13 protein-coding genes are annotated in these 15,539 nt (G+C 69.9%); 2 read left to right on the forward strand and 11 right to left on the reverse strand.

The annotated features are described in order from the left end of the window. Positions 1-5: 5 nt before the first annotated feature. The 8 genes from CKW28_RS15390 to CKW28_RS15425 are packed head-to-tail and all read right to left on the reverse strand — an operon-like array spanning position 6 to position 9,058. Complete coding sequence (locus CKW28_RS15390; protein WP_050811983.1) at positions 6-626, reverse strand: NADPH-dependent FMN reductase; 621 nt, start codon at positions 624-626, stop codon at positions 6-8. Between the two features lie 7 nt (positions 627-633). After that, positions 634-1,620, reverse strand: a complete 987-nt coding sequence (locus tag CKW28_RS15395) for a cyclase family protein (protein ID WP_040547600.1) — start codon at positions 1,618-1,620, stop codon at positions 634-636. Between the two features lie 20 nt (positions 1,621-1,640). Further along, complete coding sequence (locus tag CKW28_RS15400; RefSeq protein ID WP_040547120.1) at positions 1,641-2,450, reverse strand: coniferyl-alcohol dehydrogenase; 810 nt, start codon at positions 2,448-2,450, stop codon at positions 1,641-1,643. A 26-nt stretch (positions 2,451-2,476) separates the two neighbouring features. Further along, entirely contained in the window at positions 2,477-3,778 is a 1,302-nt protein-coding gene (locus tag CKW28_RS15405; RefSeq protein WP_003926118.1) for an LLM class flavin-dependent oxidoreductase, read from the reverse strand. A 22-nt stretch (positions 3,779-3,800) separates the two neighbouring features. Next, on the reverse strand, positions 3,801-5,588 hold the full coding sequence (locus CKW28_RS15410) for an FAD-binding protein (RefSeq protein WP_003926117.1): 1,788 nt from the start codon (positions 5,586-5,588) through the stop codon (positions 3,801-3,803). Continuing rightward, a complete protein-coding gene (locus CKW28_RS15415; RefSeq protein WP_003926116.1) occupies positions 5,585-6,532 on the reverse strand; it encodes a 3-carboxyethylcatechol 2,3-dioxygenase in 948 nt (315 codons plus the stop codon). The genes CKW28_RS15410 and CKW28_RS15415 overlap by 4 nt, the downstream gene beginning before the upstream one ends. Further along, positions 6,480-8,168, reverse strand: a complete 1,689-nt coding sequence (locus tag CKW28_RS15420; protein ID WP_003926115.1) for a bifunctional 3-(3-hydroxy-phenyl)propionate/3-hydroxycinnamic acid hydroxylase — start codon at positions 8,166-8,168, stop codon at positions 6,480-6,482. The genes CKW28_RS15415 and CKW28_RS15420 overlap by 53 nt, the downstream gene beginning before the upstream one ends. Then, on the reverse strand, positions 8,165-9,058 hold the full coding sequence (locus CKW28_RS15425; RefSeq protein ID WP_040547118.1) for an alpha/beta fold hydrolase: 894 nt from the start codon (positions 9,056-9,058) through the stop codon (positions 8,165-8,167). The genes CKW28_RS15420 and CKW28_RS15425 overlap by 4 nt, the downstream gene beginning before the upstream one ends. A 122-nt stretch (positions 9,059-9,180) precedes the next feature. Here CKW28_RS15425 and CKW28_RS15430 point away from each other — a divergent pair, with 122 nt between their 5' ends. Continuing rightward, positions 9,181-9,888, forward strand: coding sequence for an IclR family transcriptional regulator (locus CKW28_RS15430; RefSeq protein ID WP_003926113.1), 708 nt, complete (start codon positions 9,181-9,183; stop codon positions 9,886-9,888). 27 nt (positions 9,889-9,915) lie between these two features. Continuing rightward, positions 9,916-11,538 carry an FAD-dependent oxidoreductase gene (locus CKW28_RS15435; protein WP_003926112.1) on the forward strand — a complete coding sequence of 541 codons (1,623 nt, stop codon included), beginning with the start codon at positions 9,916-9,918 and terminating at the stop codon, positions 11,536-11,538. Here the strand turns inward: CKW28_RS15435 and CKW28_RS15440 are convergent. The 3 genes from CKW28_RS15440 to meaB all read right to left on the reverse strand — a co-directional run bounded on the left by CKW28_RS15440 (position 11,505) and on the right by meaB (position 15,532). Further along, positions 11,505-12,794: an FAD-dependent oxidoreductase gene (locus tag CKW28_RS15440; protein WP_003926111.1), complete on the reverse strand. Its 1,290-nt coding sequence runs from the start codon at positions 12,792-12,794 to the stop codon at positions 11,505-11,507. The two genes, CKW28_RS15435 and CKW28_RS15440, sit on opposite strands and share 34 nt — an antisense overlap. 8 nt (positions 12,795-12,802) lie before the next feature. After that, entirely contained in the window at positions 12,803-14,392 is a 1,590-nt protein-coding gene (locus tag CKW28_RS15445; protein WP_081475520.1) for a PPE family protein, read from the reverse strand. A gap of 264 nt (positions 14,393-14,656) precedes the next feature. After that, positions 14,657-15,532 (reverse strand): methylmalonyl Co-A mutase-associated GTPase MeaB, encoded by an 876-nt coding sequence (gene meaB, locus CKW28_RS15450; protein WP_003926109.1) that lies wholly within the window; start codon positions 15,530-15,532, stop codon positions 14,657-14,659. Positions 15,533-15,539 lie beyond the last annotated feature (7 nt).

Raw genomic sequence — 15,539 nt, forward strand, 5'->3', positions numbered from 1 at the left:
TCCTGCTATCGGGTCTCGTGGCAGCCGGCCCGGGCGCGGGCGAACGTGAGCACCTGACCGGCCAGCAGTTCGAGCTGATCGCGCACCGACTCATCGATCAGTTCACCGGCGGCGTCCCAGATCTGATCCGCAGAGTTGATGGCCACCCCCAGCGGTGTCGGCCAGGCCCGCAGGGCGTGGCCGATGACCCGCAGCTGACCGAGCGTGCTGACCGCCGCCTGCCAGCCGTACGCGCAGCTGATGCACCCCCACGGGGTGTTGTCCAGATAGACCCGCGGGTCCTCGCGCAGATCCTCGATGTAGTCCAGGGCGTTCTTCACCAGCCCCGAGATCGCCCCGTGGTAGCCGGGCGAACCGACGATCACCGCGTCGGCGCTGCGCAACGCGCCCACCAGCGCCAGTGCCTTCGGGGTGCGCTCCAGCGAGTGCGGCGCGTACATCGGCAGGTCGAGGTCGGGTCCGGCGAACAGCCGGCTGCGCCCACCCTGCCGCTCCACCGAGCCCAGGCAGTACCGCAGCGCCCGCTCGGTCGACGAATCGGATCGCAGCGTGCCACCCAGACCGACCACCAGCGGTCCGCTTCCCGCCGCGGCGCCGGCATCCGCCGATGAAGGTCCTGCTGTCATATCGTCCTCATTTGATCGCGATCGGGTTCACCGGGGACCCGACCGCGCCGATCACCCGCAACGGCGGGGCGATCAGCTGGAATTCGTACACGCCGTCCGCCGCGCAGTCGGCCGCCAGGTCGGTGAGATCCCAGTATTCACCGAGCATCAGACCCATGTCCCGCAGACACAGCATGTGCATGGGCAGGAACGTGCCCTCCACCCCGTTGGCCGGGTCGGGGTCCTCCACCATCAGGTTGTCGGCCGCCACCGCGGCGACCTCGTGCTCATGCAGCCAGATCGCACACCGCCAATGCAGTCCGGAGCCCGGTTCGGCGCCGTCGCCGGTGCTCAGGAACCTGGTCCACCATCCGGTGTGCACCACGACGATGTCACCGCTGCGGATCGTCACCCCCTGGGCGGCGGCGACCTCGTCCAGCTCCTCGGGCGTCACCGGCTGCCCGGGCTCGAGGAACACCTCGGCCCCGCGGTGGCGGACCACGTCCAGCAGCACTCCGCGCGACGTGATGCCCTTGTGGTCCACCTTGTCGATACCGCAGTGGAACGCGCCGAAACTGGTCACCGATCCGGCCGGGAACCCGTTGTAGAGCTGATCGTCGTAGTAGACGTGGGACAGGGCATCCCACTGCGTCGCGGCCTGCAGCGGCATGACGATCATGTCGTCGTTGAACCGGAAGGGGTTGTCGACGAAGAACTCCGACACCTGGTGGGCCACCGAGTTCCGCAGCCACTGCGGACCGTACTGCGCCAGGGTGTTGATGTCACCGCCGTCGACGGTCATCACGTGCACCGGGTTCTGCCGGAACTGGAAGGCGCCCTGTGGTCCGGCCGAGCCGAAGTCCCCGCCCAGCGCGAACACCTTGCCCTGTCTGACCAGACCGGCGGCCTCGGTGACCTTCTCGGCGGTGATGAAGTTCAAGGTGCCGAGCTCGTCGTCGGTTCCCCACCGTCCCCAGTTGCGCACCTGATCGGCGACGCGGCGAAACTCGGTCATGCTGGCCGTGGACATCGGCTTCACTCCTGCAGGCTGTTGGCGACACGGTCGGCGATGATGCCGCCGTCGACCCAGATGACTTGTCCGGTGATGTAACTGGCGGCGGCGCTGTTGAGGAACACCAGCACCGCAGCCTGTTCGGCCGGATCCGACATCCGGCCCAGCGGGTTGACGAAACCGTCGAGATAATCCTGGCCGTAGGCGCTGCGCAACTGGTCCAGGATCGGCGTATCGGTCACGCCGGGTCCGGTGCAGTTGATCCGGATCCCGTTCGCGCCGAGCGGTCCCGCACGTTGCATGGTGTAGAGGATCAGCGCCTCCTTGGCCAGCCGATAGCCGCCGTCGGCGAGCGCCTCGGGGTGCCGCCGGCACCAGTCGAGGCCTTCGGCGAAGGTGGTGGTGGCGAGCAGGCCGGCGGTGGTCCGCCGGTTCTCCAGGTAGCCCGACGCCGCCAGCGAGGAGACGCTGGCGATCGCCGACCCGGCCGGCATGGCCGGCAACAGCCCTTCGGTGAGCTGCCGGGTGCCGAGGAAGTTGATCGTGGCCACCCGCAGCGGATCCCCGATGCCCGACGACACCCCGGCCACGTTGAACAACGCATCCACCGGGCCGCCGACGGCGGCCACCGCCCGGTCGATGGAGTCCGGGTCGGCCAGATCGAGTTCACCGAACTCCAGCCGGGATCCGGCGTCTGCTGCCGGCGGGCACAGGTCCAGTCCGACCACCTGCGCCCCGAGGCCGCTCACCTGGCGCACGACATGGGCGCCGATGCCCGATCCGCAACCGGTCACCACCACCCGGCGACCGTCGTAACGGCACAGTTCGGCCAGTGTGCCCGCCGGCCGTCCGTCTGCGGTCAGCTCGCCTGCTCCTTGGCCTTCTTGGCGGCCTGCACGCGGCCCTCGTTGATCTCGGCCATGGCCTCGGGGATCTCGCTGGCGGTGAACTTGCCGCCACGGCCGGTCGGCAGCCCGCCGAAGGAATAGGTCTCGTCGAATTCGGGTGCCTCCGAGGGCTTCCGGCGGGCCTCGACTTTCTCCAGCACCGGTTCGAGTCGTTTGGCCTTCTCCACCTGCGCCTTCTCCTCCCGTTCGATGAACTCCGGCAGGATCTCGCGGCCCATGATCTCGATCGACTCCATGGTGCCCTCGTGGCTGCGCGGGTTGAGCAGCAGGATGATCTCGTCCACCCCGCTCTCCTCGTAGCCGCGCAGGAACTCCCGCACGGTCTCCGGGGAACCGATGGCGCCGCGGCCGGGGCCGTAGGCCAGCGTCGGATCCTCCTTGACCGCCTGCTCGTAGAGCTCCCAGACGCCGGTGCGGCCGGGGGTGTGCATGCCGGTCATGTAGTAGTGCATGATGCCGAACGAGAAGAAGCCGCCGCCGATGCCGAGCCGCTTGAGCGCCTCCTCATCGGTCTTGGCGACCATCATCGACAGGTCGCCGCCGATCGCGAGGATGTTGGGGTTGACGGCCGGGGTGACCGGTGAGCCCTTCTCCTCGAACTCCTTGTAATAGCCGTCGACGCGCTCCTTGAGCGGTCCGGGACCGGTGTAGGCGAAGCTCAACGCGCCGATCGCCTTCTGGGCGGCCATCTGGACCGAGGACGGCCGGGTGCAGGCCACCCAGACCGGCGGGTGCGGCTTCTGCAGCGGCTTGGGAATCACGTTGCGGGCGGGCATCTCGACATGCTCGCCCTTGAAACCGGAGAACGGTTCCTCGATCATGCACCGGATCGAGACCTCGAGGGCCTCCTCCCACATGGTGCGCTTGTCGGCGGGGTCGATGTTGAACCCGCCGAGCTCGGCGACCGAGGAACCCTCACCGGTGCCGAACTCCACCCGGCCGTTCGACAGGTGGTCCAGGGTGGCCACCCGTTCGGCGATCCGGGCCGGATGGTTGATCGGCGGCGGCAGGTGCATCACGCCGAAGCCCAGCCGGATGTTCTCGGTACGCTGGCTGGCCGCGGCCAGGAACATCTCCGGTGCGGTGGAGTGACAGTACTCCTCGAGGAAGTGGTGCTCGGTCAGCCAGACCGACGAGAAGCCTGCCTTGTCGGCGGCCTCCACCTCGTCCAGGCCGTCCTGGAACAGTTTGTGTTCGTCGTCCTCCGACCACGGCCGCGGCAGCGGGAATTCGTAGAACAGCGAGATCTTCATTCTCTACCTCCTGGAAGCTCGTTCAGCTGACGTTGGACTTGCTGGTTGACGGTCGGGTCGGGCTCGACGTGGTGGCGGGCGCCGCCCGTTCGGCGATGTGTCTGGCGGCCACATAGCCGAACGTCATCGCGGGGCCGATGGTGGCGCCGGCCCCGGCGTAGCTGCGGCCCATCACCGCAGCCGAGTTGTTGCCCACCGCGTACAGACCCGGCACCACGCTGTCGTCGACGCGCAGCACCCGCGCGTGCTCGTCGGTGCGCAGACCGCCCGAGGTGCCGAGGTCGCCCAGGATGATCTGGAACGCGTAGTACGGCGGCCTGCCCAGCGGGTGCAGGTTGGGGTTCGGCAACGTCGGGTCGCCGTAGTAGTTGTCGTAGGCGCTGTCGCCGCGGTTGAAGTCGTCGTCGTGGCCCTTGGCGGCCAGCATGTTGAACCGTTCCGCGGTGGCGCGCAACTGATCCGCGGGGACGTTGATCTTGGCGGCGAGCTCCTCCCAGCTGTGTCCTTCGTGAACCACGCCGGACTCCAACCACTCCCGGGGAACCTTGCGGCCGGTGGGCACCGGAGCGAACGGGATCTTGGGAATCGGCAGGTGTCCGGCCACCACGTACCGGCGGAACGACCGGATGTCGGTGATCAACCAGCACGGAATGTGTTGTGCGGTGCCGTTCTCGCCGTGGCTGTCGCGGTACGCCCGCTCCCCCTCGATCATCGCGTGGGCGAAGTCCATGTAGGGGGCGGCTTCGTTGATGAACCGCCTGCCCGCGCCGTTGACGATGAACTGGGACGGCATCATCCGCTCGTTGAGCATGAACTGCAGCCGTCCGTCCGGCCAGCAGATCGCCGGGAACCACCAGGCCTCGTCCAGCAGTTCGGTGGCGCCGCCGACCTTCTCCCCGGCCCGGATGCCGTCCCCGGTGGCGGCCGGGTTGCCGAAACTCCAGTCCTTCTCCAGCAGCGGCAGATGCTCGCGGCGCCGGTCCATGTCGTGGTCGAATCCGCCCGCGGCCAGGATCACCCCGTGGCGGGCCCGGATCCGCACCGCGCGGCCGTCCTTCTCCACGACGGCGCCGACGACCGCACCGTCGGCGTCGGTGATGAGCTCGGTCATCGGTGCGTTCAGCCACAGCGGGACGCCCTGTTGCCTCATCGCGAGCCGCAGCCGCGCCGCCAGCGACTGACCGATCGCGGCCATCCGGTCCCCGAACACCCGGGCCCGGAACATCCGCCAGATCAGTTTCACCAGCACCGCCTTGCCGCGCCAGTTCTGCCGAACCTGGTAGAACAACCGCAGATCCTTGGGTGCGAACCAGATTCCCCTGGGGGCCAGAGCCAGCGGTTGCAGCAGACGGGCCTCCTCGTCGCCGAGCCTGCGCAGATCGATCGCCGGCACGTTGATGGTGCTGCCCAGCGGCGAGCCGCCGGGAAGCTCCGGATAGTAGTCGGCGTAGCCGGGCTTCCAGACGAATTCGCACCACGGGCTGAGCTGTTCGAGGAACTCCATCATCTTCGGCGCCTCGTCCACGTAGGTGCGCAGCCGGGCGTCGCTGACCAGTCCGCCGGTGATCTGCCGCAGGTATTCGAAGACGTCGTCAGGGTCGGGCGAGTAGCCCTCCCGGCGCTGGGCGGGTGCGCCGGGCACCCAGATCCCACCACCGGACAACGCCGTCGATCCGCCGAACTGCGGCGACTTCTCGACCAGCAGGGTGTCCAGCCCGGCGGCGTCGGCGGTCAGCGCGGCGGTCATTCCGCCGCCGCCCGATCCGACGACGAGGACGTCCACCGTCTGGTCGTGGGTGTCGACAGTCATGAGGGGACCCCTGTCCGTTCGCGGGTGTCGTCCGGCACCGCCGTGCGGACGGCGAACCCGGCGATCAGTTCGGGCGCCGCCCGATAGAAGTGGTGGCCGGTGCGGTAGTCACCCTGGGTGGCCAGCGCCGAGAACGCCGCCACCCAGGTGCGGATCTCGTGCGCCGAGTTCCCGGCCTCGGCGGTGATCGACTCGTTGGTCCAACCGTCGAGTTCGGCGAGCCGGTTCTGGTCGAAGATGTCGAGCAGGCGCCGGTCCCAGTCCGGGTTGAGCGGTTGCAGCCCGCCCTCGCCGCGGGCGAACGACTCCGCGGCGGCGATCACCGCGGACTGCCGCGCCATACGTTGCTCGGGGGTCATCGGCCTGCCCTCGACGATGCGTTCGAGCGCGGCCGGCGGGGCGGTGGCCAGGGTGGGCACCGGGGGATCGTGCGACAGACCGCCGGATCCGATCACCAGCACCCGTTCGTCCAGCCCGGCGAGGAATTCGCCGACCGCCCGCCCCAGCGCGCGGGACCGGTGCAGCGGGCCCAGCGGAGTGGCCACCGAGTTGATGAAGATCGGGATCACCGGCCGGGCAGCGGCGTCGCCGAACAGGATCTGCAGCGGTTGCACTGTCCCGTGGTCCACTTCGATCCCGGCCGAGATCGCGACGTCGACGCCGGCGTCCAGCACCGCCTCGGCGCACCGGGAGGCGAGGTCGGCCGGAACGTCCAACGGTCCGGCGTGGCTGCCGTAGTCGCCGACCCCGCTCGCCGCGGTGCTGATACAGAACGGCGGCATCAACCGGTAGAAGAACCCGTTGTAGTGGTCCGGGGCGAAGATGACGACGAGCTCCGGGTCGTAGGCGGTGACGAAGTCCCGGGCCCGGCCCAGCGCCGCCGCGATGTCGTCAAGTACTTCGGGTGGCGGTCCCGGAAGGTTCAGCAGCGGACTGTGCGACATGCAGCACAGGGCTAGCGGCACCGTTACCTCCTCCCTGGGTCAGACACATCACCTCGGACAACGCGGCGCTCGTCTCCGGCGCCCGCTGGGCGATGCAGGCCGCGGCGATGCAGCGGTCCGGCCGCAGGAACAACACCGAGTCGGTGTGCACGTCGAACCAGCCCTTGAGCGCGCCGGTGCGGTCCCCGACCACCACCACGTCGGGATCGTCGTGGCCCGGCCAGTGCAGCTGGGTTATCGGACGAGCTTCGACGAAGGTGGCCCCCAACGATTTCCAGTGGCTGAACGCGTCCTCGCCGAGCACCGCACGCAGGTTGTTGCTCCAGCACAGCACCGCGAAGCCGGGCCCCAGCACGTCATCGAGCAGAACGTTCTCCGCATCCCGGGTGTCGACCCGCGGCTGGATGAACAACGTCCCGGTGGGCGACGACTTCGATCGGGGCCCACCGTGATACACCGCTCCCTGCAGGTACCGCGGCATGGGTTTGAACCGCATCTCCAGCACATAGCGCTTCAGCGTCGGCACCACCGATGCGGCGTGGATGAGACGATCACGCAGTGCGGCAACCCGCCGGTTCGTCGGCGAGATCACCCGGCCCACCATCGTCGACAGGTCGATCATCGCCCGGGCGTGTTCACGCCGTTCGAGGTCGTAGGTGTCCAGCAGGGCGTCGTGGGCGTGACCGTTGACCACCGCCGCCAGCTTCCAGCCCAGATTCGCCGCGTCGCGGATGCCGCTGTTGTACCCCTGTCCCTGCCAGACGGGCATGAGATGGGCTGCGTCGCCGGCCAGCAGCAGCCGGCCCTTGCGGAACGACCCGGCGATACGGGAGTGGTGGGTGTACACCCGGTACCGGATCATGTCGACCCGCTCCGGATACGGGATGCGCCGGCCGAGCATCCTGCGCACGAACGCCGGATCGTCGACCTCGGCGTCGGTCTCGTGCGGGTGGATCATGAACTCGAACCGGCGGATGCCGTGCGCGATCGAGATCGACACGTACGGACGGGCGGGGTCGGCGCCGACCTCGCTGTTCGGATGTCCCAGCGGGTCGTTGGCGACGTCGACGACCAACCAGCGGGTCGACGAGGTGGTGCCGTCGAAACTCACCCCCATCAACCTGCGGGTGGTGCTGCGCCCACCGTCGCACCCCACCACATAGGAGGCCCGGACCGGGGGATGCCCGTCGGCGAATTCGACGGTGACCCCGTCCTCCCCGGCGTCGGATGCCTCGACGCAGTTCTGCATCCGGTGACCGAACCGCACCTCGACGTGGTCGAATCGGTCCAGCCCGGCGTACAACTCGGCGTCGACCATCGGCTGCACGAACCCGTTGCGTTTGGGCCACCCGAATCGGGCGTCGGGCGGGGCCATCTCGGCGAGCAGCCGCCGTTTGGCGTCGAAGAACCGCAGGATCTGATTCGGCACGGTGTGCGGCAGGATGCGGTCGACGAGACCGATGCTCTGGAAGGTCCGCAACGCCTCGTCGTCGAGACCGACACCGCGGGGATAGTCGATGAGGGTGTCGCGCTCCTCCACCACCAGAGTGCGGACGCCTTGCAGGCCGAGGATGTTCGCCAGCGTCAGACCGGACGGTCCGGCACCGACGATTACGACGTCCACCCGTTCGGTCATGACCGGCCCAGCAGGAAGTCGATGTGCAACCGGTTGAAGGTCGCCGGATCCTCGTATTGCGGCCAGTGCCCGCAGCCGGGCATCACCTCGAACCGCGCACCCGGGATCATCGAGGCGATCCGCTTGCCCTCGTCGACGTCGGCGGTCGGGTCGTCACTGGTCCACACCACCAGGGTGGGAGCGGTGATCGCACCGTACTCCTCGGGGCCCAGGAGATTACGGGCCCTGATCTCCGGATCCTGCAGGGCCATGATGTTCCGCATCGCGTCGACGAACCCCGGCTGGCGGTAGATCTTCTGCCGGCTGGCGACGATGTCGTCGTAGCCTTTGGACTTGTCGGCCATCAGCCATGTGATCCGCGCCTGCACGGTGTCCCAGCTCGGGTTCTCCGCGGCGGCCATCGACAGTGTGATGATCCGCTTCATGACCTCGGGATCGGCCTGGGATCCGCCGGCGGTGTTGAGCACCAGCCGGTCCAGGCGGTCGGGACGGTCGATGGCGAAGCGTGAGGCGACCCAGCCGCCCAGCGACTCCCCGCTGATGTGCGCGCGGTCGGCGCCGATGGCGTCCAGCACGGCGGCCAGGTGCTCGACGTAGTGCCGGACCTCCAGTGGGTGGCCGGGCTTGTCGGTGTACCCGTGTCCCAGCATGTCGATCGACCAGGTGGAGAAGTGTTCGGCGTGCGCCTCCAGGTTCCGCACATACGCCTCGGCGTGACCGCCGGAGCCGTGCAGGAAGATCAGCACCGGCTTGTCGGCCTCACCGGCGTGCAGGTACCGGGTCCGCACCCCACCCGCGTCGAGATAGCCCTGGGTGAAGGCGACCCCCTGCAGATCGCTCCACACACTCTCGTGGTCGGTACTGGCCCCTGCCAAGGGCTCCCGTGTCATCCGTCCAGATCTCCTCTGTGTGAGCGGCCACCTGCGGCGGAAATGATGTTCTCATATTCTGCGAGTGATATGTGCTAAATTCGCACACATATGTGCACTATCCTTAGAGGATCACTCTCACGATGACGTCTGTCAAGGGCCGCGGCGCCCCCGCCGAGCGGCCGGCCGCGGTGTCGCAGACGCTGGCCCGCGGGCTGAGTGCGCTGCAGGCCGTGGCCGGCGCGCCCGACGGTCTGACGGTGCAGCAGGTGGCCGACGAGGTCGGGGTGCACCGCACCATCGCGTACCGGTTGCTCGGCACGCTCAGTCAGTTCCGGTACGTGATCAGGGGGGACGATGGCCGGTACCGGCCCGCGGCCGCGCTGGCACTGCTGGGCGCCGCGTTCGACAACAATCTGCGGCAGTACAGCGTGCCGGTGCTGCGGGCGTTGGCCGACGAAGTCGGCACCACGGTGTCGCTTTTGGTGGCAGAGGGTGATCAGCAGGTCGCCATCGCGGTGATCGTGCCGACCCAGGTCTTCTACCAGCTGTCCTTCCACGAGGGCAGCCGGTATCCGATCGACCGCGGCGCGGCCGGGATCGCGTTGCTGGCCAGCATGCCGCCGCGACCCGGCGAACGGGACCTGGTGCGTCAGACCCGTGAACAGGGTTGGGTGATCACCCACGGCGAGATCGAGCCGGACACGTACGGTTTGGCGGTGCCCGTGCGCCGGCGGCCGCACGCGCCGGCGACCTGCATCAATCTCATCTCGCACCGCGAGGACGTGGTGCGACGCGGTAAGGACGCCGTGGTCCGGGCCGCACAGGAACTATCCGCGATCCTCAACTGAGGGTCGACCAGCCGAAAGGATGCTCTGGTGACCGAGTGGGACCGGGAGACCGATGTCATCGTGCTGGGCACCGGCGGCGCCGGGCTGACCGCCGCACTGACCGCGGTGGTCGACGGCGCGGCAGTGGAGGTGTTCGAGAAGGCCCCGACCGTCGGTGGCACCACCGCGGTGTCCGGCGGGATCGCCTGGATCCCGGCACACGACCGCGCCTCCGACGAGCTGACGGTCGAGGATGCGATGGCGTATCTGCGGGCGCAGTCACTGGGATACATGGACGACGACCTGGTGGAGACCTTCGTCCGCACCGGACCCCAGATGCTCGACTTCGTCGAGCGGCACAGCGAGCTGAGATTCGAGGTGGCCGAAGGGTTTCCCGACTACAAGCCCGAACTGCCCGGCGGCCGCCCCGGGGGCGGGCGTTCGCTGCACGCCGCGCCCTACGACCTGGGCCGGCTGGGCGGCTGGCGGGAGAAGATCACGTCGTTCCCACCCGATTTCAGCAATGTCGGTATCGACGCCGAGACACGGGCCCGCATCCACGCCGCGGTCGAGGACACCGACGGGGACTACTGCGTCGCCGGCACCGCGCTGATCGCCGGACTGTTGGACGCCCTGCTGCGGGCCGGTGTGGCACCACACACCAACGCCCGGGCGCTGGAGTTGATCGGCGACGCCGGACGGATTCGCGGCGTGCGGATCAGCCGGGGCGACAGCGGGGTCGACCAGGAGATGCTGGTCGGCGCCCGCCGCGGCGTGGTGCTCGCCACCGGCGGCTTCGAATGGGACAGCCGGCTGGTGGAGGCGTATCTGCGCGGCCCGATGCGCGGCGCGGTGTCGCCACCGAACAACACCGGGGACGGTCTGCGCATGGCGATGGCGCACGGCGCGGATCTGGCCAACATGGGTGAGGCCTGGTGGGTGCCGATCGTGCAGATCCCGGGCGACACCTTCGGCGGGCAGCCGCGCAGCCGCTCGGTGCGGCTGGAGCGCACCCGCCCGCGCAGCATCATCGTCAACCGCTTCGGGCGGCGGTTCGTCAACGAGGCCGGTGAGTACAACTCGATGGCCGGCGCGTTCCAGTACCTCGATCCCCGCGACGGCTACGTGAACGACCCGGCGTGGATCGTGTTCGACGCCGGACACCTCGAACGCTACGGATTCCTCGGGGTCGCCCCCGGCGAACCGGTGCCGGACTGGTTCAACGCCTCCGACGATCTGGCCGAACTGGCCACCAGGACCGGGATCGACCCGGACGGTCTGCAGCGCACCGTGGACGCCTGGAACAAGAACGTCGCCGATGGTGTGGACCCAGATTTCGGCCGTGGCTCCAGCGCCTACGACGGCTACTGGGGCGACACCGGCGCCCCCACCCCGGCCGCCCGGACCCTGGGCCCGCTCGACGCCGCGCCGTACTTCGCGGTGCCGGTGCGCATCGGCGCGATGGGCACCAAGGGCGGTCCGCGCACCGACCGGGACGGCCGGGTGCTCCATGTCAGCGGCGCACCGATCGTCGGGCTCTACGCCGCCGGCAACGCGATGGCCGGCGTCACCGGTAAGGCCTATGGTGGCGCCGGTGGAACCCTGGGCCCGGCCCTGGTTTTCGGCTTCCGGGCCGGTCACCACGCCGCCACCGGCGGATCGGTCGACTGATCCGCGGCGGGTGTACGCGACGCCGCCGGCCGGCGGGCGAAGTCCGGCGTGCGTTCCGAGAACGGCCCTCCGGTGAGGACGAACCCGGCGAGCTTGCGCGGCAGCGCACTTCGGCCGATCCGCGACATCAGCCGCCCCGGGCGCGGCGCAGCGTCGGCGGCCGGGGCCGCCAGGAGCTCCCGGAGCCGCCGGTGCATGAGCTGCTGCACCGTCTGGGTGAGGACGGTGGGGAGCGCTCGCCGAACCTGTACCCGGGCCAGGTGCCGGGTGGACAACGTGCCCTCGCGCAGGGGGCCCGCGATGATCCGGGCAGCCGCCACGGCGTCGGCGATCGCGAGGTTCACCCCGATCCCGCCGGCCGGCGACATCGCGTGCGCCGCGTCGCCGATGAACAGGATGCCGTCGCTGAACCATCGGCGCAGCCGATTCAGTCGCACATCAAGCAGTTTGACGTCGTCAAGGGATTCGAGCTCGGCGACCCGGCCGGCCAGGGCGGGAACCAGTTCCGCCACGTCGCGACGCAGCGCCTCGATGCCTCGTGCCCGCAGTTCGGCATCGCGGCCTTTGGGGATCAGATAGCCGATCTGGTAGTAGTCACCCCGGTCGACCATCGCACACCGGTGCCCGATGTGGGAGACCCCGGAGAGTTCGGCGGGGTCGTCGGGACAGCGGGGCAACCGGAACCACCACACGTCCATCGGGACATCGAAGGTGCGCAGCCGCAGATCCAGCGCGCTGCGCAACGCCGACCAGCGTCCGTCACAGGCAACCGTCAAGGCGGCGGGCATCTCCCGGATCGCACCGTCGGGCCCGCGGTACCGGACCCCGGTGACGGCCCCTCGGTCCCGGATCGGGCCGACCACCTCGGTACCGCGCAACAGCCGGAAGGACGGCTCGCGTGCGGCCGCGTCCGCCAGCGTCTCCAGAAAGTCCCATTGCGGCACCACCCCGACGAACGGCCGGCCGGTGCGCACGCCGTCGACGGTGTCGAGCGGGTGCAGGAACGGTTCCAACTGCTCGGACAACCCGAGATCCGACATCAGCCTGCGGGTGCTTCGGTGCACGGTGTCGCCGCGGAAGTCGCGCAGGAAATCGGCATGCTTCTCCATCACGGTCACCGCGATCCCGGCGCGCGCGAGTAACAACCCGAGCACCATCCCGGCCGGTCCGCCCCCGGCGATGACGCATGTCGCCTGCGGGGCGTCGAGGTGGTCTGTCGTTTCGTTCACGGTGCTGTGCAGTTCCTTTCGGTCCATGCGCGGGCTCAGTTCGGCTCGGCCGGCCGGTGGGCCCGGTCGGTGGGTGACGACGGTTCTGTCGGGTCGCCCGGTGTGATCTCGGCGTGCGGGACGGATCCCCGGGTGCGGCTGATTCGACCGGCGCCGCCCAGCACCCGGATACCCGCAGCGGACGGGGCCGTGGCCGCCGACATCGACGCCGGCTGCTGATGTTCGTGGCGGTGGCCGTGAAGACCGTCCTTCTGTCCGCGTCGCCGCCGGATCGGCGCCGATTCGCGTGCGGCCGCCGCCGCTGCTGCGCTTCCGGCCGGCTCCACAATCGAGGCCGCCCTCCTCGCTCCCGCGCTTCGGCGTGCGACGCCGGGAGCGGGCTGCGCGGCGATCAGATACGGAGGTCCGGATGTGCCGACCGGCGGTGCGGAATGCGGAGCGGGCGGCACGGAATGACCGGCGGGAGGCGGGGAACCCGCACCGCCCGGAGCCGTCCCGGTGGTCGGCGCCGCCGACCCGGTCGGCGCAGGTGGCGCGCTCGAGCCGGAGGGCAGCGACGGTCCCCCGGCCGGTACCGGGGCGGCCGACGCGCCGCCGTCGGCTGCGGGAACCGCGGTCAGGCCGGCCAGCCCCGCCAAACCGCTCAGGCCCGCCCACACGCCGGCGAGACCGCCCAACGCGGCGACGGCCACCGGGAGCAACGCGGGCATCAGCGGCACCAGCTGGGCCAGCATCCCCGAGACCGCGACGGTCGTGTGGACGACACCGGTGAACAGGAGGTAGACGAGGACGGGAAACAGGTAGGCGGGGTTGGAGAGGCCCATCAGCAGAAAGCTCATGATGGTGGCCATCGGCGGGCCGTCGCCGGTGGCGCCCGGCAGCAGCGGTGCGAGCAGGGTGCCCAGGAGCCCGTCGGGCAGCGCGTCGGCGAAACCCGGCGGGAACAGCGGCGCGAACAGCCGATCGATCAATTCGTTGATCTCGTCGAGCAGGGTCCGCGACTCCGCGGCCCTGAGTTCGGCGGTGACGTGCGCCCCGGTGATCGCCGCGGTCGCGGATTCACCCGTTCCCGCACCCAGGATCGGCGGCGGGGCGACGGTGCGCGGTGTCGCGCTCACCGCCGCAGAGGCGACGGCCTCGTAGGTCGCCATGGTGGTGGCGGCCTGGATCCACATCCGGGCGTAGTCGGCCTCGTTCACCGCGATCGGAATCGTGTTGACGCCGAAGAAGTTGGTGGCGACCAGGGCCGCGTGGGTGGTCCGGTTCGCGGTCAGTTCGGCCATGGTCGGCATGGCCGCCAGGGCCGAGGCGTGGGCCGCGGCGGCGGCCTCGAGCTGGGCACCGGCCGCGGCGGCGGCCGCCGCGGTGTCGGTGAGCCAGAACAGATAGGGCCCGTGCGCCGCGGCATACGCGTCTGCGCCGACGCCCTCCCACGCCGTGGCGCAGGTCTGGCTCACCACGGCGGCCAACTCGACGGCCGCGGCCCGATACTCGTCGCTCAACATGCGCCAGGCATCGGCCGCAGCGGACAGCGCACCCGGGCCGGGGCCGGTGCGCAGCAGCGTCGAATGAACCTCGGGCGGCAGCGCCATCCATATCGGAGCGGGCCCTATCGGAGCGGGCATCGGCCGGCCTCCCTCGCCAGTCGTGGATCGGTGCGGCGGCCACGTTAATGGAAATGATTTTCACTTTCAATAGCGATGGCGAGGTCGATGACCCACGACGACGAGAGGTGGAGACGAACTCAGGGCACCGCGGGGCCTCGATTCATCCGCGAAGCGACGCCCCTCGGTTCTCGGCACCGGCAGCCACCCGCGGACGGCCGATCCGAGCCCCGGTGGCGCCGGCGGGCCGCCCACCTGCGGGCGGTCGACCGATCAGACGCGCGGTCAGTCCGGCCGCGTGAACAGCTGTGCGGCAGCGGAATACGGATCCCGGCGGCCGTCGGCCACCTGTTCGGCCAGGCGATCCAGGTCGGGGTGGTTGCGCAGCTGCGTCTGGGCCAGCGAGAGGATCTGGGTGCGGGCACGAGCGCGGCGCCGGTCGGCGGTGTCGGTGTCGGCACGCGGGTGACCGTCGATGGCGGCGATCAGCTCGGGCAGCCCTTCCCCTTGCACCGCAACGAGTTTGAGCACCGGCAGGTGGGTCTCCATCCGCAGGTCCCGCGCGGTCTGATCGGCCCCGTCCCGGTCGGCCTTGTTCACCACCACCAGATCGGCGACCTCGAGCAGGCCGGCCTTGGCCGCCTGCACCGCGTCACCCGCGCCGGGGTTGACAATCACCACGGTCGGATCGGCGATCGCGGCGATCTCGATCTCGGACTGACCCACCCCGACGCTCTCCAGCACGACCAGGTCGAAATCCAGTGCCGCCAGCAGTCTGATGGCGGCAGGCACCGCCGCGGCCAGGCCGCCGAGATGTCCGCGGGTGGCGACCGACCGGATCAACACGTCCGGATCGTTGATGTGGGCGGCCATCCGGATCCGGTCGCCGAGCAACGCCCCGCCGCTGTAGGGCGAGGACGGATCGACGGCCAGCACCGCGACCCGCCGGCCCCGCTCCCGGTAGGCCCCCACCAGGGCCCCCACCGTCGTCGACTTGCCCGCCCCGGGCGGTCCGGTGATCCCGATGACCCGGGGTGGCGCCGTCTCGCCCAGCGCGGCGAGCACCTCGTCCCGACGCGGCCCCTCCACCAGGCTCAGCAACCGTCCGGCGGCGCGGATCGACCCGCTGCGCGCCGCCGTGACGAGCTCGTGGATGTTCATCACTGCG

The sequence above is a fragment of the Mycolicibacterium thermoresistibile genome, from assembly GCF_900187065.1.
Classification (GTDB): Bacteria; Actinomycetota; Actinomycetes; order Mycobacteriales; family Mycobacteriaceae; genus Mycobacterium; species Mycobacterium thermoresistibile.

What these genes read in the sequence shown, in the direction of transcription:
- CKW28_RS15390 (WP_050811983.1), bottom strand. Translation starts at nt 626, where the DNA reads ATGACAGCAGGACCTTCATCGGCGGATGCCGGCGCCGCGGCGGGAAGC.
- CKW28_RS15395 (WP_040547600.1), bottom strand. Translation starts at nt 1,620, where the DNA reads ATGACCGAGTTTCGCCGCGTCGCCGATCAGGTGCGCAACTGGGGACGG.
- CKW28_RS15405 (WP_003926118.1), bottom strand. Translation starts at nt 3,778, where the DNA reads ATGAAGATCTCGCTGTTCTACGAATTCCCGCTGCCGCGGCCGTGGTCG.
- CKW28_RS15410 (WP_003926117.1), bottom strand. Translation starts at nt 5,588, where the DNA reads ATGACTGTCGACACCCACGACCAGACGGTGGACGTCCTCGTCGTCGGA.
- CKW28_RS15415 (WP_003926116.1), bottom strand. Translation starts at nt 6,532, where the DNA reads ATGTCGCACAGTCCGCTGCTGAACCTTCCGGGACCGCCACCCGAAGTA.
- CKW28_RS15420 (WP_003926115.1), bottom strand. Translation starts at nt 8,168, where the DNA reads ATGACCGAACGGGTGGACGTCGTAATCGTCGGTGCCGGACCGTCCGGT.
- CKW28_RS15425 (WP_040547118.1), bottom strand. Translation starts at nt 9,058, where the DNA reads ATGACACGGGAGCCCTTGGCAGGGGCCAGTACCGACCACGAGAGTGTG.
- CKW28_RS15430 (WP_003926113.1), top strand. Translation starts at nt 9,181, where the DNA reads ATGACGTCTGTCAAGGGCCGCGGCGCCCCCGCCGAGCGGCCGGCCGCG.
- CKW28_RS15440 (WP_003926111.1), bottom strand. Translation starts at nt 12,794, where the DNA reads ATGGACCGAAAGGAACTGCACAGCACCGTGAACGAAACGACAGACCAC.
- CKW28_RS15445 (WP_081475520.1), bottom strand. Translation starts at nt 14,392, where the DNA reads ATGCCCGCTCCGATAGGGCCCGCTCCGATATGGATGGCGCTGCCGCCC.
- meaB (WP_003926109.1), bottom strand. Translation starts at nt 15,532, where the DNA reads ATGAACATCCACGAGCTCGTCACGGCGGCGCGCAGCGGGTCGATCCGC.